Below are 23,421 nucleotides of genomic sequence, written 5' to 3'. Positions count from 1 at the left end.
GGGGAATTCCAATGGCTCCGCGCGCTGTCTGGAAAGGCGTTCTCAAGATCGCCGAGGTGACCTGCCCGGTATCGCTCTACACGGCGGCCTCGACCTCCGAGCGCATCTCGTTCCACACGCTGAACCGAAAGACCGGCAACCGCGTCCATCGCCAGTTCATCGACGAGGTCTCGGGCAAGCCCGTGGAGACTGAGGATCAGGTCAAGGGCTATGACAAGGGAGACGGCGACTATGTCATCCTCGAACCCGACGAGATCGCAGCCGCCATCCCCGAAAGCGACAAGACCCTGACGGTCGAGACGTTCCTGCCCTGCGACGAGATCGACGACATCTTCTTCGACAAGCCTTACTATGTTTCGCCCAGCTCTCCCGTCGCCTCCGAGGCCTTCGCGCTGATCCGCGAGGGCATGAAGGGCCAGAAATCGGCAGCCTTGGCGCGGACGGTCATCTTCCGCCGCATGCGCTCGATCCTCATCCGGCCGCATGGCGAGGGATTGATCGCGACCACATTGAACTTCGACTACGAGGTGCGATCAGCAGCAGACGCATTCAGCGACGTGCCCAAAATCAAGATCGACGAGGAGATGCTGGAGCTCGCTGAGCACATCATCAAGACGAAGGCTGGCGAGTTCGATCCGAAAGAGTTCGACGACCGCTATGAGAGCGCTCTGGCCGAACTGGTTCAGGCGAAGATCGAAGGGCGCAAAATCAAGCCGCAGAAGCGGCCCGAGCCGACGAAAGTCGTGAGCCTGCTGGATGCGCTGCGCGAAAGCGCCAAGAGCGGGTCCGGCAAGAAAGCGGCAAAGGCGCCTGCCGCCAAGGAAGCGCCACGGAAAAAGGCCAGCTGATCACTGCTTGCGAGGCTCGAGGCTCCTCTTGAGCGCGTCCATGATGCTCACAACATTGCCCTCGCTGGCCTGAGGCTTGGCCGCCTTCGTCGGCTTGCGGCCCTTCTGTTTCGCCTTGATGATCGCCAGCAGTTCGTCCTGGACGGGGTCTTTGGCCAAATCGGGCGACCAGTCCTTCGTCCGGGTCGTGATCAGCTTATCCATCAACGGCCGAAGATCGGCATCCGGCTCGGCATCCTTGATTCCGGCGAAATAGTCCTTCTCTGGCCGGACCTCGTCGCCATAGCGCAGGGTCCACAGCACGATGCCGTTGTCGCGCGCATCGAGCAGCACGGCGCGTTCGCGGCGATACAGCACGACACGGGAAATCCCCACCGTCTTCGTCCGCTTCATCGCTTCCCGGATGACGGAGAACGCCTCCTCGCCGACCTTGGAGTCGGGCACGAGGTAATGGGGCGCGTCATACCAGATCCAGCCCACTGAGGATCGCGGGGCGAAGGTCTGGATGTCGATCGTCCGGGTGCTTTCCAGGGCGACGGCATCGAGCTCGTCATCCTCCAGGACGACATAGTCGTCGTCGCCCTTTGGATATCCCTTGACCTCGTCATCATCGGCGACGGGCTTCCCCGTGACGGCGTCGACATACCGGCTCTGGATGCGGTTGCCGGTCTTGCGATTGAGCGTGTGGAACCGGACCTTCTCGCTCTCGGAGCGGGCCGGCATCATCGCGACCGGGCACGTCACCAGCGACAGCTTGAGATAGCCCTTCCAGAACGTCCGCTGCGCCATGGTTCCATCTCCGATTGTCCCGGTGAACGCGGGGCCTCGTCTCTTCGTTCCCGCGTCGTCAACCCGGGCACTTGTCAGGCGGCAGCGGCGCGCTTCCCGAGCTTCTTGATCGCATCGGTGATCGATCCCGCTGCGTCGTCGTAGCCGTCCCAGGCCGTCGTCTTCTTCAGGAGCCCAGGCACCGTCCTCACCGTGAATCGGCTGGGATCGAGATCCGCCTTCACCTGTGACCACGTCAGTGGCATCGAGGCATGGGCGCCAGGCCGGGCCCTGGGTGAGAGCGGCGCAACGGCGGTCGCCATTCGGTCGTTGCGGAGATAATCGAGGAAGATGCGGCCGTTGCGGAGACGCTTGGCCATGTTGATGACGTAGCGCGACGGCTCGTCACTCGCGAGCTCCGCGCAGACCCTCCGCGCGAAATCCTTGGCCGCCGGCCAGTCGCACGAATCCCGCTTGCCGGATGTGAGCGGCACGACGACATGGAGGCCCTTGCCGCCGGTGGTCTTGCAGAAGCTGACCAGACCGAGGGCCTCGAGCCGCTCTCGCATCTGCTTGGCCGCGTCGATCACATCGCCGAAGGTCACGCCTGGCCCGGGGTCGAGATCGAAGACGAGGCGCCCGGGTATCTCGGGAGAGCCTGGCACGCAGTTCCAGGGGTGTAGCTCGATACCCCCGACCTGGGCTGCCGCAGCGAGCGCCTCGATCCGGTCGATCTGCAGATATGGCCTCCTGTCGCCCGAGACGCGGACGAGCTCGAACAGATTCGACGTCCCCATCCCGGCATGGCGCTGGAAAAACGTCTCACCCTCGATGCCGTCTGGCGTTCGGACGAGGGAACAGGGTCGACCCTTAATATGGGGAAGCATCCATTCGCCGATGGCTTCGAAATACTCGGCAAGATCCTGCTTCGAGACGGGCCGGTCGTCCTCCGCATGTGGCCAAAGTGCCTTGTCGGGATGGCTGATGCCGACGCCCATGACGAGTGCACGGCCGCCGCGTCCGCGCGATCGCGCCGGCGTTGGCTCGGGCGTCTCGACCTTCGCGGGATCTGCTGGTAGGTCTGCTTCCACCTCTTCGGCCGGCTTGTCCTCCCGCAATCCCTTGAAAGCCGCCTGACGGACCATGCCGTCGCCGGTCCACCCGGCAAAGGCGATCTCGGCGACGAGCACGGGCTTCAGCCAGTTTACGCCGGCCTCGCGCTTGGGCGCCCCTATGCCAGTAAAAGGCGAATTCTCGGCTACCACGGCCTTGAGCTTTGGCATCAGAGCTTTGATCTTGGCCGCACTGTAGCCGGTGCCAACGCGACCCACATAGACGAAATGCGAGCCCCGGTTGACACCGACCAGAAGCGATTTGAACTTGCCTGCCGTCGTCGACCAGCCCCCGATCACGACCTCATGCCCAGCGCGACACTTGGCCTTCGTCCAGCTGTCGCTGCGCCCGGAGACATAGGGCGCTTCGGTCGCCTTCGAGACGATGCCTTCCAACGACAGCCGGCAGGCTGATTTCAGGATGGCGTCGCCGCCGGAATCGAAGTGCTCGACATAGCGCAGCGTCACGCCATCGGCATGTTCTTCCAGATAGCTCTTCAGCCGCTCCTTCCTGGCGAGGAGCGGCTCCTCTCGAAGGTCGGCGCTCCCGTCGAAGAGCATGTCGAAGCCGAAGAAGACCAGGTCGTCCGTCTTGTCCTCGGACAGAGCAGCTTGGAGCGCCGCGAAATCCGGCGAGCCATGGTCGTCGAGTGCGACGATCTCGCCATCGATGATCGTGTCGGGCAGACCCGCCGCGGCCTTCGCCATCGCGTCGAACCTGGTGGTCCAATCGAGACCCTTCCGGGTCTTGAGCGTGACGACGCCGTTCTCGACCCTCATCTGGATCCGGTAGCCATCGAACTTGATCTCGTGGACCCAATCCCCTCCGCTGGCGGGCCGCTCTACGCTTCGACAAAGCTGGGGCTCGATGAAGGCCGGAAGAGCGGGAGCAGCGACGGAATTTTTTGACTTGGACGCGGTGGCCGATGCGGTTGCAGGCTTGGAGGCATGCTTGGCCTGTGGGCGCCTTTCGCTCGCGGCGAGCCCTTGGCGGCTGTCCCACTCCGCATCGGGTGCGAGGACGTCATCCTTCAGCATGAAGGGCTTGGGCGATCGGCCCTTGCCCGCAGCGATCGCCGCCATGCTGCGTCCTGACGCCACCGACTTGTCGTCTGAGAGGACCGCGTCGCCATGGCTTTCAACCGCATGCTTGTCGCGGTGCTTGATCAAGAGCCAGTTGGTGCGTTTGCCGCCGTCGCGGTCACGGCGCATCCGAACGAGGACGAAGCTGCCACGCAGGCGCTCGCCGTCGAGTTCGAATTTCAGCTCGCCCTTCTCGAGCTGCTTTTCCGGGCTGGTCCGGCCCTCCGGCTGCCAAAAGCCGCGGTCCCAGAGCTGGACCGTGCCGCCGCCATACTGGCCCTTGGGGATCGTGCCCTCGAAATCGCCGTAGGGCAGGGGATGGTCCTCGACCTCTACGGCCAGGCGCTTGTCGGATGGATCGAGAGAGGGGCCCCTGGTCACCGCCCACGAGCGGAAGACACCCTCGACTTCCAGACGAAGATCGTAATGCAGGCGCGTGGCATCATGCTTCTGGATCACGAAGCGCAGCCGATTGGACGCGACGACTGACGCATCGCCGTCCGGCTCCTTGGTCTTTTCGAAATTGCGCTTCTGGCGATAGACCTTCAGCTTTTCCAAGACACGCCTCCCCCACGCTGCCGAGGTTGCAGCAGCCAGATCAGGCCGCGAGCGCGCGATGCTGCTTGGCGGATGTCGCCAGCCGATCGGCGCGGTTCAAGTCCTCCTGCGACCAGGCGGGGATAGGATCTTCCAGCAGCGCCAGCAGCACCTCCCGGTCGATCTCGCCGTTCGCGACGACATCGGCGATGGCCGCCCTGGTCTCTCGCTCGGCGCCGAGTTGCGCCGCGAGCGCGCGGATGAGCCTGTCTCTGGGATCGTTACACATGATCAACTCCCTGTTGAGGAGCCAAACCATGGCGGCCAGCGTCGGTTCCGCTTTGCCGGATCACAATCGGACCAGCCGCCCTGCGGCGTGATACGTAATTGCGAACAAAACACGAAAAGTGGTCGATTCCGATTATGCTCGCCATCGATTCACCGCCGCTCGCCACGCCCTAGCTCGACACGCTCAACCCGGGGCAGCGCCGCGCCGTGAGTCGTGGCGCCGGCAGCCACCACGCCTCTCCCCTGCTAGTGATTGCGGGCGCCGACTCCGGCACCTATGTCAGCACTTCGTCGGGCTTCGTCTATGTCGCCTTCGTCATCGACGCCGACGCCCGCCGTATTGTTGGCTGGCGCGTGTCCCGGACCGCACGCCAGCTTCGTGCTCGACGCGCTGGAACAGGCCCTGCATGAGCGACGGCCCGTCCGTCGCGGCGGCCTCGTGCATCATTCCGACAGGGGGTCTCAATATGTCATCATTCGATATACCGAGTTCCTCGCCGAGGTCGGTATCGAGCCCTCCGCCGGCAGCGTCGGCGACTCTTACGACAACGCTCTCGCCGAGACGATCAACGGTCTCTACAAGGCGGAGCTGATCCACCGGCGCGGCCCCTGGCGGAGCTTCGAGGCCGTCGAGTTCGCGACGCTGACCTGGGTCGACTGGTTCAACAATCGCCGGCTGCTGGAGTCTATCGGCAACATCCCGCCGGGCGAGGCCGAGGAACACTACTACGCCATGCTGGATGAGCCAGCCATCGCGGCGTGACTCAAATGGAACGGCCTCCGGGAAACCTGGCGCGGTTCACCTGCTCATTCCTTCAACTAGCCGCAACATCATCAACGCAATGAATGCGATCAAGCCAATCTGAAGCGTTAGGCCAACCGAAACCGTCAGCCGCGATTGATGCCGCATGATGATCTTGCTCCAGAATGGCTCTTCTTGTTTCAGTTTGACGCGCCTGCTCTCAGCACAGACGTATCTGTTGAAGAGGCACGCCTAAATATGAGCGGACGAACGTTGCTCGATTTGGCTCTGCGCTGGTCAACTTGAATTTTTGGCCGCGCAACGCGTTAGCTGTCTTGCACCACTGATTCCGTTGACTGGCCCGGTCCCGCTTCGGCGCGGCTGGACCTCTTACGGCCAGCGTTTAGAGATTGGCCCATGGACACAATTGAAATCCACCGTCTCGTGTATGTGTCGAAATTTAATTTGGGGCGTGTTGATAGCGCGCCAGCGGCCCTCCGTAACATCCTCTCAGCGTCCCGGCGGAACAATGCTAAAAATGGAGTCACGGGCTATCTAATCTTCGACGGCGAGACGTTCCTTCAGATCTTGGAGGGAGCTGAAGCCACGGTCTCGGGCACCTTTGCAAGAATCGAGAGTGATAGGCGGCATCGGCACGCGAGTGTGCTGGAGGCGAAGCCATCCTCCGCACGGCTGTTCCCCACTTGGTCAATGGCTGCCTATCTGCGCTCTCCCGCGCATGAGGCTGTGTTCGCGCGTCATGGGCTCGGAGGGAAGATTCATCAACGCACCCTTTCGGCGGATCGAGTGGTAAGTCTAGCCGTGGAGCTATCGCTGTCGGTGCATAATTCACCGATCCGGCTATGAAGCGTCGGGTCGTTCAGGGAGAGTCCACGCGTGCCCATAGCTTCATCTAGAGCACTCCCTTCACACGGGAGTGGTCACAGGTTCGATCGCTGTGTCCTGTGAGGAATGTCAGGCGCGGCTCGGCACCGATATCATGCCTGTGACTGAACGAGCGGGACCGCGCCCCCGTTTTGACGGAAGCTGAATGGGAGGCCGCCCATGTTGTCCTCCCAGAGATCCATTATTAGCGCGGGATGCGCCGGGCTGCCGGCGTCTTCCGAGAGCAAGCTGCGCCGGCAGCTAGCCCTGCCGCTTCGTCGACGGCCTTAGCTCAAATTTCTCCATGCCGTAGCGACATCGTTGAAACTTGTTGTAGCTTTCCGTTCAACAGCCAAAAGGCGGAAGGCTGGGTGGGAGGACATCCAATGCTCAAGCACATGACCATGATCATAGCCATCTCAGTTGCGGGTGCTCTAGCCGGCTGCGCGACCGGGCCGACAGTGACCAGCGAAACCGTGATTGTAGCGGGTGTCGGTCCCGTCACGGTCGAGCAAATGAACGTTGAGATTGTGGACGTCGATCCGGACGCTCGCATTGTTCGCGTGCGTCAAGGCCGCAACACATGGCCCGTCGACGTGCCGGAGGTCTTTGGCGACCTGATGAATATCAACGCTGGTGATCGGGTCCAAATCCGGCGCGTTGAAGGCGCGGTAGTCGGCGTTAGGCCCGCGCGCAGGGGTGCTCAGGCCGGCATCGTCTATTCCGAGACTACGACCGGCCCATCATTCCAGAACCTGCCCGAAAAGTTCGTGGTGCGCACACTCACGCTGACGGCCAAACTCGAGAATTTCGACCCGGCAACCCGGATTGTGAACTACGAAGGCCCGCTCGGCCCGCGCACTCACACTGTCGTCGATCCTGCGATACAGACCGCTCTTAAGCGGATGAAGCGCGGCGACATGGTGCAGTTGACGTTCGCCGAAGGCTTTCATTTCCAGAAGTACTAGGGCCAAGGGGTGGGGCTCAGTTTGCGCCCCACCGTTTGCCTCTGCGCCAGCGTTAGGGGTCGATAAGGGGGCCGGCGTGCATACCCGCATCCACCGCAAGCGCTTCGTTGTAAGCCTTCGCGTATCGGGCGCCGTCATACAAGCAGTAAGGGATGGCCTGACCCTGGCGGATCAGCTCGCGCCCGATATCGGCTGCCGCCCAAGGCCTACGATGTACCAGACCTTATGGATGCGTGGGACAGGGTCGGTTTCGGCGCCACCGACGAGCCGATCATCGAGATCCCGCAACCGGCGTAAGTCCTGACGACCAGATCGACGCGCCCTGTCTACAGGTACTGAAATATCGTTCCAGGCCCGATCTGGTGGAGGTCGATCTCTGTATCGCTAAGCCGTCGTTGGAGCTTGAACACTGACTCCGGTAACAGGCTCAAATGACCCCTCAAAGCCGCAATGGCCGCGTCGCCCGTTTCGGCAGCGACAAAGAATATCTGATGGCCCCCCTCCGTCCGGTACGTCACTTCCAACTGGAATGCTTTAAGGTCGGTCATCGCAAGGCTCGTATCTCAATTGCGGCAGATCATCATCGCTACCGGGTTCCATTGAATTGAGGTAGCTGGGGCTTGCTGCCAAAAATCAAGCTTTGGGGGTCTCGTTCGACACCCCGCACAGTGCGACCGAAGCCCGTGAGCAATCGCCGCCCGTCGCTTGTGAACGTTTCGACGCCGCGCAGACCGGCGCTCGTGAAGCGTATGATTTCAGCGGTTATCTCTGCCGTACGTTTATCAAGATTGTTGGCGAGCATGCGGAGGGACTTGGCAACCTCGCGAACATCGTCGAACGCGCTTCGACCATCCTGCCCAGAAGCGCTGTTCAGGAAAGACTGTGCTCCGATGAGCACTCCCTCCACCTGATCGGCAGCCCTGTTGAGCTTCTCGGCCGTCGAGACAACATCCTTCACCGCCTTTCCGGCTTCGCCACTGCCAAGCGCCACGGTGAACCTCTCGACGTCGTCGATAACCAAAGCGATGTTTTTTTGATCGATCGCGCGGATAGTTTCGGTCAATTCCTGGCTGAAGGAGCCAAGCTTTTCCGAAGCCGGCGCGATGAAGTCGGCTACGGCACCGATGTTTTTCATGAAGCTCGCGACAGAATCGGAATTGCCGCGGAGCCAAGCCGAAAACTCTTCCGTATTTCTGATCGTATCGCCAATTGATCCCGCGTTTGCCTTGACCGCGGCTTCAATGCCGTCGAGTGCCTCGTCGGCGCGTTTGGCAACGCTACGCACGGTTTCAAAGATGCTTTCGGACGGCTCGGCAAGAATGGTCGGAAGGGGTTGCCCCTCCAGCTTGGTCAAGACCGGAGAATTCGGATCGCCACCGAGCAGCTGGACGGCGGCGACGCCCGCGAGTCCCTGCGCCTCAACTCGCGCACGGGTATCGACACGCAAGGGCGCCGACCGATCAACCCTGATGACAGCATAGATCTGGCGCGGGTCGTCGGGCTGCAGGCCAATATGGGTCACCTCACCAACGCGCAGCCCGTTGAACAGCACGCTCGTACCGCGCGCCAGGCCCGAGACCTTATCGTTAAAGATGAGGCGGACGTCCGTCATTTTGTCGGCGCTGCCGGTGTTGAACCAGTAAACGAACCCGAACAACCCAGCCACAATCGCCAGCGTGAACAGCCCCACCAGCGCATGACTCGCTTGCGATTTCATACCGATATAGCTTCCTTCAACTCGATCAGCAGGCGGGATGGTCAGCCGCTGCCTGAACAAGCCATCGTTCGATAATGGCCGGTCGCCATGCCCATCAAATCAGGCATATGCCGGTCTAGCAGGAAGGCTTCAGAAATACTGCGAGAAGTAGGCCGGTAGGAAATATCCGGCGCCTGCAAATGCGGCCAGCAGGGCAAGTAGGGTCGCGCCTGCCCGAAACCGGCTGAGAGGCGAGCGCGATGAGTCCACCGCCACGATCAGCTTCAAAAAGCCGCCAAAAGGCCGAAAGCGTCCGGGAGACGTTTTCGTATCGAGACTCTCCTGATCCAACGCCTCATCGCTGGCGACAGTTTCCGGCATGACGTGACCTCCTCGGCAGAGCCTCACCATCGTTCGGGTCGAACAGTTCCGAACCCTTCAATTGATCCGGCTCGTTACCGCTCGTCCAGTGGCACGAATGCGCGGAACATCTCACCCAGCCCTGTGGTTAAGCCAGCACCTGCGCATTGGCGCGCCTGCAATTGGGGGCTGTCATGGACAGTATCATCTATCTCGTCGGTCTCGTCGTGGTCGTCCTGGCCATCCTGTCTTTCCTCGGTCTGCGCTAAGGGTATCGCCATGTCACTCGGTTCAACCGACGTCGTTGTTGTCACCCCTCCCGGCTCCGAAGCACCTTCTGGATCGTATCTTGAGTGGAGCCCTATCCTCGGGGGGGCGGTTCTCTCCGCCGCTATCTCGACCCTGATGGCGGCCTTCGGTTCAGCCATTGGCCTGTCGCTGGTTTCCGCTGACGCCGCGCGATCCACGAGCTTCGTAGCGCTCGCCATCGCGGGTGCGTTGTGGGCGCTCTGGATAACAGTCTCAGCCTGCGGCGCGGGCGGCTATCTCGCCGGCAGGATGCGCAAGCCACTGGCAGATTCCAGCTCACATGAGCGCGGCGTCCGGGACGGCGCCCACGGGCTGGTGGTCTGGGCGGTCGGTGCGCTGCTTGTTGCTTTCCTGACTTCATCGTCGCTTGTTGGCGCGGCAAAGACAGCGGCGACTGGTGCTGCCGCAGCGGCTGGCGGAGCTGGCGCTCTTATCAGCCAGCAGGCTGATCCGCTCGCGTCAGCCGTCGATAGCATTATGCGTGCGAATGGCACTGAGCCTGTGACACAGGGCGAGCGTGATGAAGCTTCCCGTATTCTTGTCCGCAGCCTGGCGAGTGGCAGTCTCGATGGGGCGGATCGCGGATACATCGCATCACGCATGGCGGTGCGTATGAACATCCCGCAGGCCGAAGCAGAGAAGCGGATCGACGATGCCTATGCTCGGCTGAATCAGGCGAAGGAGACAGCCAAGCAGGCGGCCGAGAAAGCACGGAAGACGGGCGTCATCGTTGCATTCATGACGGCGGCCGTACTGCTCGTCGGCGCTGCCGCGGCCTATCTCGCGGCCATCTTGGGCGGCCGTCATCGCGACGAAGAGATCGACGTGTTTGCGCGTTGAGCGACCGAGCTAAACACGCCAACACCTCGTTCTCACGGCGGCGCCCAAATTCCTCCCAAGGCCGGGCGCCTGCCTGCTCTCCATTGGATCGCGTCGCCACGGATGTACTGCCGCAGCCAATCGGAGGGCTAGTGAAGTCGCGGTAGCTATTTGAAGTGCTGGCCAAGGTGTTAGAGGCATGTCGCCACATCGGCGTGGACGTCACGGGGATCGACTCGGCTGACGAAACAGGGCTACCGTGCAGGCATTAGGCGGTCCAAACTGCGACAAGTGATTTTAGAACCCCAGCACATGCAATCGATGCAGCCCCGGTCGAGGGTGCTCATCGTCGAAGACGAGCCGATCATCGCATTGGACGTCGAAGGCATCCTGACCGATGCTGGGTTCGAGTTGGCGGGCACATTAGCAACCTGCGCCAGTGCCATGGAATGGCTGAAGGCAAACCAGGGGGACGTAGCGCTTCTTGACGTCGACCTCCAGGACGGGTCGTGCGAACTCGTCGCGCAGCGTCTCCACGACATGGGCAGCCCGTTCGTGGTTTTTCCGGAAGCGAGCCGACCGAGAGCGCGATCGACCCCCGTGTTCCTAAAGGGCACCTAGCTTGGCAAGCCGGCGACTAGCGTCAAGATTGTTGCCGCCGTGACGAAGGCCCTGTCTAGTCGATTTCTTCAAGAACCTTCAGCAGATCCCGTTCAGCATACGGCTTTCCGAGGAAGACCGTCATCTCCGGCATGTCTGTGACCAACGGCGTAACGCGTCCCGACGCCAAGATCAGGACCGCCGGTGGCCAACGCTTGCGGACGGCATGGATCAACTTCAGGCCGTCCATCGATTCGGGCATCTCGATATCCGAGAACACCGCGCGGATCTCAGGACGCGCCTTGTCAACGGCGGTCGGTTTCCAGGCCAGCGTGGCGGAGCAAAACCAGGCCAGCGATGGCGCCGGAGGACGATAAGCCAAGGGCCCCGATCGGGGCCCTTGGCTTATCGTCGCGTTCGTTTCTGATCAGCTTTCGGTGATCTCGCCGGTGTTTGGATCGATGTGCTCGACGGTGGCCTGGTTTTGCTCCGCCGCGGCGATAGCGCGGCGTCGGCCGGCGGATTGTTTGAGCCGGTAGCTGTCGCCGTTCATGGCCAGGATGCTGACGTGGTGGGTGAGCCGGTCGAGCAGTGCGCCGGTGAGACGCTCCGATCCCAGGACCGAGGTCCAGTCCTCGAAGGGCAGGTTCGAGGTGACGATGGTCGAGCCGCGCTCGTAGCGTTGCGAGAAGGTCTCGAACAAGAGCTCGGCTCCGGTCGGCGACAACGGCACGTAGCCAAGTTCGTCGACGATGAGCAGCTTGACCGCCTGCAGATCGCGCTGAAGCTTGAGCAGGCGGCGCTCGTCGCGGGCCTCCAGCAACTGGTTGACCAGAGAAGCCGCCGTCGTGAACGTGACGGAGAAGCCTTTCTGGCAAGCCGCCAGGCCAAGTGCGAGCGCGACATGGGTCTTGCCGGTGCCGCTATTGCCGAGCGCGATGATGTTCTCCCGGCGCAGGAGATAACCGCAGCGTGCCAGCTCCAGGACGAGCATCTTGTTGAGGTCGGGGATGGCGGCGAAGTCGAAGGTGTCGAAGCTCTTCACCGCCGGGAAGCGCGCCGCCCGGATGCGCCGCTCGACCGTGCGGCGCTCGCGGTCGATCAGTTCGAGCTCGATCAGGCGCAGCAGATAGCGCGGATGATCGACGCCATCGCGCGCGCATTCGCGGGCGACCTTGTCGTACTCGCGCAGCACCGTCGGCAGCTTCAGCTGCTTGAGATGATGCGCCAGCAGGACCTGCGGCGTGCCGCTGGTCGTTCCCGCCGGCATCGCGTCGCTGGTGTTACTGGTCATGCCGCTTCCTCCGGCAGGAGCACGGCATAGTCGGCGGCCGCGGTTGTCCTGACCGTCGTCCTCGGCAGATGGGGATAGGCCGACAGGTCGAGACGGGCGGGCCTGCGCTCGATCCGCGCCAGCGCGATCAGCTTGACCGCGTCGAAGCCGATGGCACCGAGGCGGATCGCCTCGGTCACCGCGAAGGTCACCATATCTCGCGGCATCGCCTCCATCAGCCGCAGCACCTGGATGAACTCGCGCTTGCCACGGTTGCCCATGCGCGCCTCCAGCAGATGGCGCAGGTGCTGGAAGGCCTCGGGCAGATCCCAGCCCTGGAGCGCCGCCGCCTGGTCGAGCGCATTGGGCTTGGTCTCGATCAGGGCGAGATAATGCAGTGGGTTGGAGACGAACACGCCTTCGCCATAGCAGCGCGGGTGACGGGCAATCTCGGCGCCACCGCACAGGATCACGACCGCATCGACGAAGCCCTTCACCACGACATCCTGAAAGCCGTAAGCTGTGGGCACGGAGTAATCGTTTGAGCGGTAGCGCACCAATGCGGTCGAGGAGACCCGCGCGCTGCGCTTCTCGCACGGCTCCAGCGGCACGGCCGGCAGGTCGCGCAACGCCGCCAGATCGGCGACAAGCCGTTCTCCGATCGTCCCGGCATGCCGCCCGGCTCGTTCCCCCTGCCGGAGACGGCAACGCTCAGCCAGCCTGGCGTTCAGCGCCTCAAAGCTTGCCACCACCGGGATCGGCGTCATGAAGTTGGAGCGGGCGTACTTCACCAGGCCCTCGACCTTGCCCTTGTCGTTGCCCTTGCCTGGACGGCCGAAGCGATCCCGGAACAGATAATGGCTGACCAGCTCGGTGAAGGCGCGGGTTCGCTCGCGCTTGCCGTCGCCGCAGATCTTCGCCACCGCGATGCGCGTGTTGTCGTACAGGATCGACAGCGGCACCCCTTCGAAGAAGCCGAAGGCCGAGACATGGCCGTCCAGGAACGCTTCCGTCGTCTCGCGGGGATAGGCCTTCACGAAGCAGGCGTCCGACTGCGGCAGGTCCATGCAGAAGAAATGGATCTTCTGCCGAACCCCGCCAATCACCGCGATCGCCTCGCCGAAATCCACCTGGGCGTGTCCCGGCGGATGCGCCAGCGGCACGAAGGTCTCGCGCCCACGCGCCCGGCCGATCCGCACGTAATCCTTCACCACCGTGTAGCCGCCAGCGAAACCATGCTCGTCGCGCAGGCGCTCGAAGATCCGCTTGGCCGTATGGCGCTGCTTCACCGGCGCGCTCCGGTCAGCCTCCAGGATTGCGTCGATCACCGGCAGCAACGGACCCAACTTCGGCTTCCCGGCAGGCTTCGTTCGCGTGTACCCCGGCGGCAGCGAGAACCGGCACATCTTCGCAATCGTCTCGCGGCTCAGACCAAAAACACGCGCCGCCTCCCGGCGGCTCTTCCCCTGATTGAACACGAACTGCCGAACCGCCGCGTAGACCTCCACCGCGAACATCCCCGCCAACCCCAAAAGGGATCAGCCTATCCAAATGGATGGCTTTTACGCCGCCCGCGCCAGCACAAACGACGGCGCTTCATTGGATGGTTTTGTCACCGCCCTGCACATCGCGGTGAAATTTTTGGGAGGACCTGCGCGGCGTGGTGGTGCGCGGAAGGTGTTTTGTTCGGAGACGACTTCCTCAGTTTTCAATGAGGAGAATTCGGCGCTGACGTACTCGTCGAGGTCATCTTTCGACAGGCCAATGATGTTTGCACCATCAGCGAGCAGGCGGAAAACCGTGACGCCTTGCTCCATCGCCAGGTCGTTTGCTTCAGCGAGGGTGAAGCTATGATGGGTGGACAATCGCGGCAGATATCCGACCAGGAGCTCAGGCAACTGGCCGATCTGATCGGCCAAGATCAGCCGTCGCTCAAGGTCGTCCGGCTTTGACCTGCGTCGGGTCTTCTTGACGCCGGCAGTCTCAGTTTTCCGCTTGGCGAACGCCAGCGGACCGTCGGGCAAGCCGATCAGCGCCCGGCCCGATCCAATTCGAAACCGATCGAGAAAACTCTTACGCCCGGGCATGGCGATTGCTGCTTTTAAGACGAGATACCCGGGCTTTTGACAATCGCGTCGAGATCACCGCATTCAGCGTTGCGTCCATCGCCGTGATCACCGCGTGACACAGGGCCGTGCGGGCTATGTCGCGACGGGCCGAAATCCGGGATCTCTCCCGCTGCGCTTTAGGATGCTTCCCCATGACTGATTCAGCGGAGGCGACGATCGTGTGCACCGTCCGCGTGCCGACATCGCCTCGCAGCACCCCTAGCTGCGCCGAGATGAGCCCATCGATGAGCTCACGAACGGCATCTTCAGTGAAGAGAGGCCTGTGTTGACAGTCGTACTGCGCGTCATACTTAGAGCTGAGGCATTCGCGATAAAGACCCTCCAGGTCCTGAAGGATCGTCAACGTGTCGAGGGCTGCACCATCGGCGGACGTGATGACGTCGCAAGCCTGCTGATGGAAAGCTCGATTCCGATCTCCCAGATTTTCGGCGCGTTGGACCATTGCGACCCTGTTTCATCCTGCTTGAGACGTAGATAGCCGCTCGGTGACGGCGCAGGGCGCCGCCCCCGTCTTGCTGACCGGGGTGGTGGGAAGCGCGGCGCTTGCAGCCGCTTACGTGAAGGATGCCCTACTTCGACCGCACGTCAACGAGTGTTTCTCGTTTGTTCCAAGTTTTCACTTTTTCGAATCAGATCGGTCGAAACCAGCCGCAGCTGCGTCAGTTTTGTTGAATTTTCAAGCGATTTCGAGCGATTTAAAGTGAAAATGCGGTACGTTAAGCTCACAGTCTTGAGGCGATCAGCCCTTTCGGCACCGCACGCCCGTCGCATCGCAAAGTGTAATCCAGGCCGGATGCGTCGCATCGCGACCACGCGTCGGCAGGCCGTGCTCACCGGCCGGTCCGTGTAGGGCGATATCCAATACAACCCTCTCTGCAGGCCCGACGTCGCGACTACCGCTTCTGCGGTCGGCGTCAGGTCGCGTCCAATGCGTCAGTCAGGCCGGAACGATAAGCCCGGACAAGCGCCCTTAACGAGCTCATCCGAGGTTTCGGTAGACGGCTCCCCGTAAGATTCGATTGCACCCCTATCATGACGCCACCGCGCATTTTCGGGCTGAAACCGACGGGCGGGCGGCGGAGTCTTCGCCAATGAATGCCGGAGCCTACTCCGCATTGCACCCCCGATTCTGGGCTTGCACCCCCACGTTTTGAGGGGTGCAATCGCAACATGTTCCGTTCTAGGGCTCGAACCCGCACTTTGGGGACTCGCGGCGGTCGGAAAACCATCAAAACGGTCCTCAATGGAGGCTGCGGATCAGTCCTTCGGACCTGATTCCAATCAAGAGACCCCGTCAAAAGAGAGGGCACGATACCGCAAAGTTGACGCAAGCCCTGCGGGCCGCGTCGACTTTGCTATCGCGAACAAGGGCACGACATACAAAAATGGCGCATTCTCCGCCATTTCCGTCCTCGCGCGAGGATCAAGGAAGGGCACGACATACAGAAGTGACGGTACCCGTCTCTTCCGTCGTGAAGGGCACGATACCTCAAACTTGGCGGCAGGCCGCCAAGTTTGGATCGAGCTGGGGTTTGAGGGCACGACATACAATTTTACTGCAAGTCGGCTAACAGCCTCCTCCGCAGTAAAATCATGGGCCCGCTGGCGCGTTCCCGGTACTTTCCGAGAGTTCTCCCGACGGGTTCCGGCCGCACTTTGGCGGTCTCCCTAAGCTCTCGAATCCGACCTGTTCGGTCTCGTCCCGCGCGCTCCCCCATCGGGCGATCGCGCCGCCCAATCGGGGCGGCTGCGGGTCAATCAAGAGCTTCGGTTTTCCGGAATGCGGTGCCGCGCTTCTCAGTCGAGACCGGCAAGGCGAACATGGCGCTCGTGGGTGTCATCAAGACCGTGGCCGACCGCAAGGGCGCAACGACGGCCCAGGTGGCGCTGGCTTGGCTGCTGGCGCAGAAGCCATGGATAGCGCCCATCCCCGGCACCACCAGGCTGCGGCGCCTCGAGGAGAACCTTGGCGCGGTCGGTCTCCGACTTTCCCAGTCCGACCTGGTCGACATCGACGACGCGGGATCCAAGATCGACCTACAGGGTGAACGACTGCCGGAGGCTGCGCTCAAAATGACGGGCCTCCGATCGTTATCAGGCAGAGCGCGCAACCAGCGCCAAGAGCTGACGTAAGCGCTCTGCCTTGAAGCGGACATTCAAGCGTTGCTGTCATCGCGCTATCTTTCCATCCCATTGCGGCATCAACAGAACGAAGGCTAACTGGTCACCCGCTGAAAGCGGCCCAGTAGGAGACGCTATGACGCCGTCGAGTGATCAGTCGGCAGTCGAACCTGTCCTGCTCTCCAGCCTTTCACATGGGCGCAACCAGATTTGGCTGGCCGGCTTGATGCTGGCTTTTTCGCTTCTGGCATTGGTATTGATGGTGCCGCACGCAGCGCGCCCGATGACCAATCTCATCGTGATATTGCCTGCCTACGCGGCTGCCGTGCTGGTGATTGAGCTGTTCACCTCCACCTTTCTCCTGGCGCTGTTTTATGTTCAGCGTTCGCGCGCCATCCTCATCCTGGCGGCGGGGTACCTATTCTCGGGTACGCTGGTCGCGCCATGGATCGTTACCTTTCCGGGCGTCTTCGGCTCGCTCGGTATCGATGAGAGCATCCAAAGCGCGGCGGCTTTCGCGGCGTTGAAGCGCCTGGGCTTCCCTCTGTTCATCCTGGCCTATGCGGTCATGCCGGATCGCCAGCTTGCGCGCCGGCGGGTCGCCTTCTGGGTGGTGGCGGTGGTGGTCTCCGTATTCTCTTTCGTCGCCATGGCGTCCTGGGTGATCCTGGCCGAAGGGAGCGGGCTGCATCTGTCCACTGCGTTCATGATGGATGCGCTCACGCCAGGACTGCTGTGGCGCTTCATTCCTGCTGTCGCGATAGCGCTATACGTCGTCGGCATCGTTGCTTTGGTTGTCAGGCGCCGCACGATTCTCGATCTCTGGCTGATTGTCGTCCTGGGCACGCTCCTGATCGAGATCATCCAGATTTCCTATTTGGGGGCGGGTGTGCGTATGAGCCTCGGCTGGTGGGCGGGACGCCTCTACGGGCTGGTCTCGGCCAGCATCGTTCTCGTGGTGATGCTGGCCGAAACGATTGCGGTTTATGCCCGCCTCTCGCGCGCCACCGCCGCCGAGCGGCGCGCTCGCCAGAACCGGTTGACCGCGATGGAAGCTCTGTCGGCGACGATCGCACACGAGGTCAACCAGCCGTTGGGCAGCATGGTCACCAATGCCAATGCGGGCCTGCGCTGGCTCGACAAGTCGCAGCCTGCCCTCGATGAAGCGAGGGCGGCGATGCACCGGATCGTCGAGGAGGGCCACCGGGCCAACAAGGTCGTGTCGAGCATCCGTACGATGTTTATGAAAGGCACGCGCGAGCGCACGCAGCTCGACCTGAACCTCCTGATCGAACAGGTGGTGAAGCAGAGCGGCGTCGAGGCCCGGCTGGGACATGGCGCCGTCATGCTCGATCTGGATTGTCAGGCGCCTTTCGTGATCGGCAACGCCATCCAGTTGCAGCAGGTGGTTGCCAACCTGATCGACAACGCCGTCGAGGCCATGCGGCCGGTCCCGGCTCGGCAACGCCGCCTTCGCATCGCTACGAGCGGAAGCGACCATGGCGAGGTCGTCGTCAGCGTCGAGGATGCGGGTCCAGGACTGGACCCCGCGACCCTGGACCGGATATTTGAGCCCTTCTTCACGACGAAGGCCGATGGCATGGGAATGGGACTGATGTTCTGCCGGTCCACCATTGAGGCGCATGGCGGACGGTTATGGACGTCGCCCAATCGACCGCAGGGCGCGGTGTTCAGCTTCTCGCTACCGACGACGCCGCAGCATGACACGACGGCGGAGGCCCGCGAATGAGTTCAGATGCAGCACTCGTCTTCGTCATCGACGACAATCCCGCCATGCGCGCGTCGCTCGAGAGTCTGCTGCGCTCGGTCGGCCACGACGTCGAGTCGTTTCATTCGTCGCAGGATTTTCTGGCGAATGAACCTCATGACGGAGCAGCCTGCCTCGTCCTCGACGTCAGGCTGCCGGGCGCAAGTGGGCTGGAGTTTCAGCGCGAGCTGACGCGGCTGGGCCGAGGTCTCCCCGTGATCTTCATCACGGGCCATGGCGACGTCCAGATGTCGGTCGCGGCCATGAAGGCCGGCGCGATCGAGTTCCTGACCAAGCCGTTTCGCGACCAGGACCTGCTCGATGCGGTCCATAGAGGCCTCACCCTGGATCTCGAACGGCACTGCCGCCTGAAAGAGATCGACGCGCTTCGAAAGCGTTTCGAGACCCTGACGCCGCGGGAACGCGAGATACTGCCGCTGGTGGCGAGCGGGCTGATGAACAAGCAGATCGCTGCGTCGCTCCAGCTCAGCGAGATCACGGTCAAGGTTCACCGCGCCCAGGTCATGCAGAAGCTGCAGGCGACGTCCTTGGCCGACCTCGTAAGGATATCAGATCGGATCGCCGAGACCGTCACCGGCGCTGCCGGCTAGGCCGGCGACGCTTTGGTATAATTGCTCCCAACCTTTCTTCGCACACATGATCCCGGTCGATGAGACCGCGACGACAGCCACCATGACGAAGCCAGAAAGTGCGCTGATCGCCATCGTCGATGACGATGCGGCGGCACGGGACGCCGTCGCCAGCCTCGTTTCCGCCATGGGTTACCGAACGATCGCCTGCGAGGGTGCCGCGGCGTTTCTCTCGTCCGAGCTGCGACCGACGACGGCGTGCTTGATATCGGACGTTCGCATGCCCGGCATCGGCGGCCTCGAGTTGTACCGCTCCCTGGCGGACTCGGGCCGAATGGTCCCGACGATCCTGATGACGGCCTATCCCGACGAGACGACGCGCGCCGCCGCCTTGGCCACCGGGGTGCACGGGTATCTCGCCAAACCGTTCGATCCGGAGACGCTGCTGGCGTGCATTCGCCAAGCCGTGCAAGCCGGTACGACTATACAAAAGCTCAGCTCGACCGAACCTACTGAATAATTGCGCCGACCTGTCGCCGGCACCTACCGATTGGGCTCACTCAGGAGAGCTCAGATGGTTCAGGCGACGGCAACCCCCGGCAAGGGCCTACTTGCTCCCCACGATCATACCCTGATTATGATCGACTTTCAGTCGCAGATGGCATTCGCGACGAAATCGATCGATGCCGTGACCCTGCGCAACAATGCGGCCCTGGTCTCGCAGGCCGCCGCCGGATTCGGCGTTTCGACCATCCTGACGACTGTCGCCGAGAAGAGCTTTTCGGGCCCGATGTTCGAGGAGATCACCTCGGCCTTTCCCAGCCAGGCGCTGCTCGACCGGACCTCGATGAACACCTGGGAGGATGCGGCGGTCATCGCCCGCGTCAACGAGATCGGCAAGCCGCGCATCGTGCTGGCAGGCCTGTGGACCGGCGTCTGCATCGTCGGGCCGGCGCTGTCGGCGATCGAGCAGGGCTATGAGGTCTATGTCATCGCCGATGCCTGTGGCGACGTCTCCGACGAGGCGCATGAACGGGCCATGCAGCGCATGATCCAGGCCGGCGCGCGGCCGATGACCTCACTTCAGTATCTGCTCGAACTGCAGCGCGACTGGGCTCGCACCGAGACCTACGAGATGACGACCGGCATCGCCAGGAAGGTCGGGGGGGCCTATGGCCTCGGCATAACCTACGCGAAGACGATGTTCGGCGCCTCCGAAGGGCACTGACTTGGGCCCGGGCACACTGCTCAATGGCTTTGCCACCCAACGCGCAGGGCGGTAGTGGGCACGGCCACGGCCGCCATGCTGCTCTCTAGCTCGGGGCTGCCACGCGCTGCCGAAAACACCACCTCCGTCACATTGAAAGGGATGTCTCAGATGCCGTACGTCGATACCAAGGACGGCGCACAGATCTTCTTCAAGGACTGGGGTCCGAAGGACGCCCAGCCGATCATGTTCCATCATGGCTGGCCGCTGTCCTCCGACGACTGGGATGCCCAGATGCTGTTCTTCCTGCAGCAGGGCTTTCGCGTCATCGCGCATGATCGCCGCGGCCACGGGCGCTCGTCGCAGGTCAGCGACGGCCATGACATGGACCATTACGCCGCCGATGCCTTCGCCGTCGTCGAGCATCTCGACATCAGGAACGCGGTCCATATCGGTCACTCGACAGGTGGCGGCGAGGTCGCCCGCTATGTCGCCAAACATGGGCAGCCCGCTGGTCGGGTCGCCAAGGCCGTACTGGTCAGCGCCGTGCCGCCTCTGATGCTCAAGACCGCCGCCAATCCCGACGGCGTGCCGATGGACGTGTTCGACGGCTTCCGGAAGGGGACGGCAGAACAGCGCGCGCAGATCTTTCTCGATGTCGCAGCAGGCCCCTTTTATGGCTTCAACCGGGCCGGCGCGACGATCTCTCAGGGCGTGATCCAGAATTGGTGGCGTCAGGGCATGATGGGCAGCGCAAAGGCCCATTACGACGGCATCAAGGCCTTCTCCGAGACCGATCAGAGCGAGGACCTCAAGGCGATCACGGTGCCAACGCTCGTCCTGCACGGTGACGATGATCAGGTCGTCCCGATTGCGAACGCCGCGCTGAAGTCGATCAAGCTGCTCAAGAACGGCACGCTCAAGGTCTACAAGGGCTATCCGCACGGCATGCTGACGACCCATGCTGACGCGATCAATCCCGACCTGCTCGCCTTCATCAAGAGCTGAGCGATCGGGAGGCGGCCGTCCGCGGCCGCCTCCCACGTTGCCCGCAACCGGGATGCCGCGATGAAACCCTATCTGCTCGCGCTGGGCGCCGGCCTCGTCGTCGGCGTCGTCTACAGCCTGCTCAATGTGCGCTCGCCAGCCCCGCCGGTGATCGCGCTGATCGGTCTGCTCGGCATTCTGGCGGGCGAGCAGATCGTCCCGGTCGCCAAGCGCCTGATCGGCGGCGAAAGGCTCAGCGTCGGCTGGCTGAGACGCGAGTGCGGAGAACACGTGTTCGGCGCCCTGCCGGTACGGCCCAACAAGGACGCCGGCCGCGAGCCCGGCGGAACGGTCTCATGACGAACCCGACGCGCAGGCAGACCGCGCTAGGCGGCACGGTCGCAGCGCTCGTAACGCTGATCGGCGGCACCTCATCCGCCCAGAATTCAGGCTCGGGAGCCCGCGCGATGATCGCAGACCTCATCCTCGTCAATGGCCGCTTCACAACGCTCGACCGGGGCAATCCCAACCCCGACGCCATCGCGATCGCGGACGGGCGCTTTCTGGGGGTCGGCACGCGGGCGGAGATGCAGGCGCTCGCCGGCCCCGAAACCAAGGTCATGGATCTCGGCGGCCGCCGCGTCGTGCCCGGCCTGATCGACAGCCACATGCACATCATCCGTGGCGGGCTGAACTATAACATGGAGTTGCGCTGGGACGGTGTTCGCTCGCTCGGCCGGGCGATGGAGATGCTGCGCGCGCAGGTCGCCGTGACGCCGCCGCCGCAATGGGTCCGCGTCGTCGGCGGCTTCACCGAGCACCAGTTCGCAGAGAAGCGCCTGCCGACGCTCGACGAGATCAACGCCATTGCGCCCGAGACGCCGGTCTTCATCCTGCATCTCTACGACCGCGCCTTGCTGAACGGCGCGGCGCTGCGGGCCGCCGGCTATACGAAGGACACACCCAACCCGCCCGGCGGCGAGATCATCAGGGACAAGGCGGGCAATCCCACCGGCCTGCTGCTGGCCAAGCCCAATGCCACGATCCTCTATGCGACTCTGGCCAAGGGGCCGAAGCTGCCGCCCGAGTACCAGCTCAACTCGACGCGCCATTTCATGCGCGAGATGAACCGGCTCGGCGTCACCTCGATCATCGACGCCGGCGGCGGTTACCAGAACTATCCAGACGACTACGCCATCATCGAGAAGCTGCATGCCGATGGCGAACTGACGCTGCGGCTGGCCTACAACCTGTTCACCCAGAAGCCGAAGGAAGAGCTGTCGGACTTCGGCGGCTGGGCCAAGCAGGTCAAGCCGGGCCAGGGCGACGATCTCTACCGCCACAACGGCGCAGGCGAGATGCTGGTCTACTCCGCCGCGGACTTCGAGGATTTCAAGGTCGAACGGCCCGAGATGCCGCCCTCGATGGAGGCCGAACTCGAGCCCGTGGTGCGCCTGCTGGCGCAGCAACGCTGGCCCTGGCGCCTGCATGCGACCTATGACGAGACGATCAGCCGTGCGCTCGATGTCTTCGAAAAGGTCAACCGCGATATCCCGCTCGAAGGCCTGCACTGGTTCTTCGACCATTGCGAAACGATCAGCGACCGCAACATCGACCGCATCGCGGCGCTGGGCGGCGGCATCGCAGTGCAGCACCGGATGGCCTTCCAGGGCGAGGATTTCGTCGAGCGCTATGGCGCGAAGGCGGCCGAGCGCTCGCCGCCGGTGGCCCGCATGCTGGAAGCCGGCGTCAAGGTCGGCGCCGGCACCGACGCCACCCGCGTCGCCAGCTACAACCCGTGGGTCTCGCTGGCCTGGCTCGTCACCGGCAGGACGCTGGGCGGACTGAAGCTCTATCCCCAGCGCAACCTGCTCGACCGCGAGAGTGCGCTGCGCCTCTGGACGGAAGCCAACACCTGGTTCTCGACCGAGGAAGGCAAGAAGGGTCAGCTCAAGACCGGCCAGCTCGCCGATCTCGTCGTGCTCGACCGCGACTACATGAACGTCCCCGACGACGAGATCCAGGACATCGAGAGCGTGTTGACACTGCTCGGCGGCAAGATCGTCTTCAGCGCGGGAGATTTCGCGCCGTTGAGCCCGCCGCTGCCGCCGGCCATGCCGGACTGGTCCCCGGTGCGCACCTTCGGCGGATATCAACAGCGCGCCGCCGTCAAGGACGACCGCAAATACGCGCTGATGGCGAATTGCGGCTGCGACAGCGCCTGCGGCGTCCATGGCCACGGCCATGCGGCGGCGCTCGGCACACAGGCGCCTGCCCGCGACGAGGCCGCCTTCTGGGGCTCGCTCGGCTGCTCCTGCTGGGCGTTCTGAC

General features: G+C 63.0%; 22 protein-coding genes and 2 pseudogenes. 14 read left to right on the top strand and 10 right to left on the bottom strand.

Going from position 1 to position 23,421, the window contains the following annotated elements; all coding sequences use genetic code 11:
* The first annotated feature begins 11 nt into the window (after nt 1-11).
* Nucleotides 12-848, top strand: coding sequence for a non-homologous end joining protein Ku (gene ku, locus C8D03_RS05125; protein ID WP_108045292.1), 837 nt, complete (start codon nt 12-14; stop codon nt 846-848).
* On the opposite strand, the gene ku (C8D03_RS05120) is transcribed toward ku (C8D03_RS05125), so the two are convergent.
* The 3 genes from ku (C8D03_RS05120) to C8D03_RS05110 form a co-directional block, all read right to left on the bottom strand.
* Nucleotides 849-1,637 carry a non-homologous end joining protein Ku gene (gene ku, locus C8D03_RS05120; protein ID WP_108045291.1) on the bottom strand — a complete coding sequence of 263 codons (789 nt, stop codon included), beginning with the start codon at nt 1,635-1,637 and terminating at the stop codon, nt 849-851. It abuts the gene before it with no gap.
* A 74-nt stretch (nt 1,638-1,711) separates the two neighbouring features.
* On the bottom strand, nt 1,712-4,369 hold the full coding sequence (ligD, locus tag C8D03_RS05115) for a DNA ligase D (protein ID WP_108045290.1): 2,658 nt from the start codon (nt 4,367-4,369) through the stop codon (nt 1,712-1,714).
* Nucleotides 4,370-4,409: 40 nt separating this feature from the next.
* Nucleotides 4,410-4,637 (bottom strand): hypothetical protein, encoded by a 228-nt coding sequence (locus C8D03_RS05110; RefSeq protein WP_248308351.1) that lies wholly within the window; start codon nt 4,635-4,637, stop codon nt 4,410-4,412.
* A gap of 272 nt (nt 4,638-4,909) precedes the next feature.
* Here C8D03_RS05110 and C8D03_RS05105 point away from each other — a divergent pair.
* The 3 genes and pseudogenes from C8D03_RS05105 to C8D03_RS05095 all read left to right on the top strand — a co-directional run.
* A pseudogene (locus C8D03_RS05105) lies at nt 4,910-5,399 on the top strand (DDE-type integrase/transposase/recombinase); the annotation flags it as partial.
* Nucleotides 5,400-5,795: 396 nt separating this feature from the next.
* Nucleotides 5,796-6,245 (top strand): BLUF domain-containing protein, encoded by a 450-nt coding sequence (locus C8D03_RS27100; protein ID WP_108045288.1) that lies wholly within the window; start codon nt 5,796-5,798, stop codon nt 6,243-6,245.
* 404 nt (nt 6,246-6,649) lie between these two features.
* A complete protein-coding gene (locus C8D03_RS05095; protein ID WP_108045287.1) occupies nt 6,650-7,231 on the top strand; it encodes a hypothetical protein in 582 nt (193 codons plus the stop codon).
* 586 nt (nt 7,232-7,817) lie between these two features.
* On the opposite strand, the gene C8D03_RS05085 is transcribed toward C8D03_RS05095, so the two are convergent.
* Nucleotides 7,818-8,948, bottom strand: coding sequence for an MlaD family protein (locus tag C8D03_RS05085; protein WP_108045285.1), 1,131 nt, complete (start codon nt 8,946-8,948; stop codon nt 7,818-7,820).
* 129 nt (nt 8,949-9,077) lie between these two features.
* Nucleotides 9,078-9,308 (bottom strand): hypothetical protein, encoded by a 231-nt coding sequence (locus C8D03_RS05080; RefSeq protein WP_108045284.1) that lies wholly within the window; start codon nt 9,306-9,308, stop codon nt 9,078-9,080.
* Nucleotides 9,309-9,566: 258 nt separating this feature from the next.
* On the opposite strand from C8D03_RS05080, the gene C8D03_RS26025 reads away from it, so the two are divergent.
* Both C8D03_RS26025 and C8D03_RS05070 read left to right on the top strand, forming a co-directional pair.
* Complete coding sequence (locus C8D03_RS26025; RefSeq protein ID WP_146170090.1) at nt 9,567-10,436, top strand: hypothetical protein; 870 nt, start codon at nt 9,567-9,569, stop codon at nt 10,434-10,436.
* 291 nt (nt 10,437-10,727) lie between these two features.
* Nucleotides 10,728-11,036, top strand: a complete 309-nt coding sequence (locus C8D03_RS05070; RefSeq protein ID WP_108045282.1) for a response regulator — start codon at nt 10,728-10,730, stop codon at nt 11,034-11,036.
* Nucleotides 11,037-11,091: 55 nt separating this feature from the next.
* On the opposite strand, the gene C8D03_RS26390 is transcribed toward C8D03_RS05070, so the two are convergent.
* Genes C8D03_RS26390 through C8D03_RS05045 form a run of 5 tightly spaced genes read right to left on the bottom strand, consistent with a single transcriptional unit; the run spans nt 11,092 to nt 14,859 of the window.
* On the bottom strand, nt 11,092-11,397 hold the full coding sequence (locus tag C8D03_RS26390) for a response regulator (RefSeq protein ID WP_181300686.1): 306 nt from the start codon (nt 11,395-11,397) through the stop codon (nt 11,092-11,094).
* A 45-nt stretch (nt 11,398-11,442) separates the two neighbouring features.
* Entirely contained in the window at nt 11,443-12,285 is an 843-nt protein-coding gene (istB, locus tag C8D03_RS05060) for an IS21-like element helper ATPase IstB (protein ID WP_108045077.1), read from the bottom strand.
* Nucleotides 12,286-12,305: 20 nt separating this feature from the next.
* The gene (istA, locus tag C8D03_RS05055; RefSeq protein ID WP_108045076.1) at nt 12,306-13,805 is read right to left on the bottom strand and encodes an IS21 family transposase; all 1,500 of its coding nucleotides are present in this window, start codon (nt 13,803-13,805) and stop codon (nt 12,306-12,308) included.
* 45 nt (nt 13,806-13,850) lie between these two features.
* The gene (locus tag C8D03_RS05050) at nt 13,851-14,375 is read right to left on the bottom strand and encodes a hypothetical protein (RefSeq protein WP_108045281.1); all 525 of its coding nucleotides are present in this window, start codon (nt 14,373-14,375) and stop codon (nt 13,851-13,853) included.
* Nucleotides 14,362-14,859, bottom strand: coding sequence for a hypothetical protein (locus C8D03_RS05045; protein ID WP_108045280.1), 498 nt, complete (start codon nt 14,857-14,859; stop codon nt 14,362-14,364). Before C8D03_RS05045 ends, C8D03_RS05050 begins: the two co-directional genes overlap by 14 nt.
* 1,331 nt (nt 14,860-16,190) lie before the next feature.
* On the opposite strand from C8D03_RS05045, the pseudogene C8D03_RS05040 reads away from it, so the two are divergent.
* From C8D03_RS05040 to C8D03_RS05005, 8 genes and pseudogenes are all read left to right on the top strand, one after another.
* Nucleotides 16,191-16,550, top strand: a pseudogene (locus C8D03_RS05040) (aldo/keto reductase); the annotation flags it as partial.
* A 124-nt stretch (nt 16,551-16,674) separates the two neighbouring features.
* Complete coding sequence (locus C8D03_RS05035) at nt 16,675-18,288, top strand: ATP-binding protein (RefSeq protein ID WP_108045278.1); 1,614 nt, start codon at nt 16,675-16,677, stop codon at nt 18,286-18,288.
* Nucleotides 18,285-18,917: a response regulator transcription factor gene (locus C8D03_RS05030; RefSeq protein WP_108045277.1), complete on the top strand. Its 633-nt coding sequence runs from the start codon at nt 18,285-18,287 to the stop codon at nt 18,915-18,917. Before C8D03_RS05035 ends, C8D03_RS05030 begins: the two co-directional genes overlap by 4 nt.
* Before the next feature lie 82 nt (nt 18,918-18,999).
* Complete coding sequence (locus tag C8D03_RS05025; RefSeq protein WP_181300684.1) at nt 19,000-19,416, top strand: response regulator transcription factor; 417 nt, start codon at nt 19,000-19,002, stop codon at nt 19,414-19,416.
* 54 nt (nt 19,417-19,470) lie between these two features.
* Nucleotides 19,471-20,124 carry a hydrolase gene (locus tag C8D03_RS05020; protein WP_108045275.1) on the top strand — a complete coding sequence of 218 codons (654 nt, stop codon included), beginning with the start codon at nt 19,471-19,473 and terminating at the stop codon, nt 20,122-20,124.
* 150 nt (nt 20,125-20,274) lie between these two features.
* The gene (locus tag C8D03_RS05015; RefSeq protein ID WP_181300682.1) at nt 20,275-21,111 is read left to right on the top strand and encodes an alpha/beta fold hydrolase; all 837 of its coding nucleotides are present in this window, start codon (nt 20,275-20,277) and stop codon (nt 21,109-21,111) included.
* A gap of 60 nt (nt 21,112-21,171) precedes the next feature.
* The gene (locus C8D03_RS05010) at nt 21,172-21,450 is read left to right on the top strand and encodes a XapX domain-containing protein (RefSeq protein WP_108045274.1); all 279 of its coding nucleotides are present in this window, start codon (nt 21,172-21,174) and stop codon (nt 21,448-21,450) included.
* Nucleotides 21,447-23,420 (top strand): amidohydrolase, encoded by a 1,974-nt coding sequence (locus C8D03_RS05005; protein ID WP_181300680.1) that lies wholly within the window; start codon nt 21,447-21,449, stop codon nt 23,418-23,420. The genes C8D03_RS05010 and C8D03_RS05005 overlap by 4 nt, the downstream gene beginning before the upstream one ends.
* Nucleotide 23,421 lies beyond the last annotated feature (1 nt).

This window comes from Bosea sp. 124 (assembly GCF_003046175.1).
In the GTDB taxonomy this organism is placed as follows: domain Bacteria; phylum Pseudomonadota; class Alphaproteobacteria; order Rhizobiales; family Beijerinckiaceae; genus Allobosea.
The sequence above is the reverse complement of the archived record's forward strand: the minus strand, read 5'-3'. Positions and strand labels throughout refer to the sequence as shown.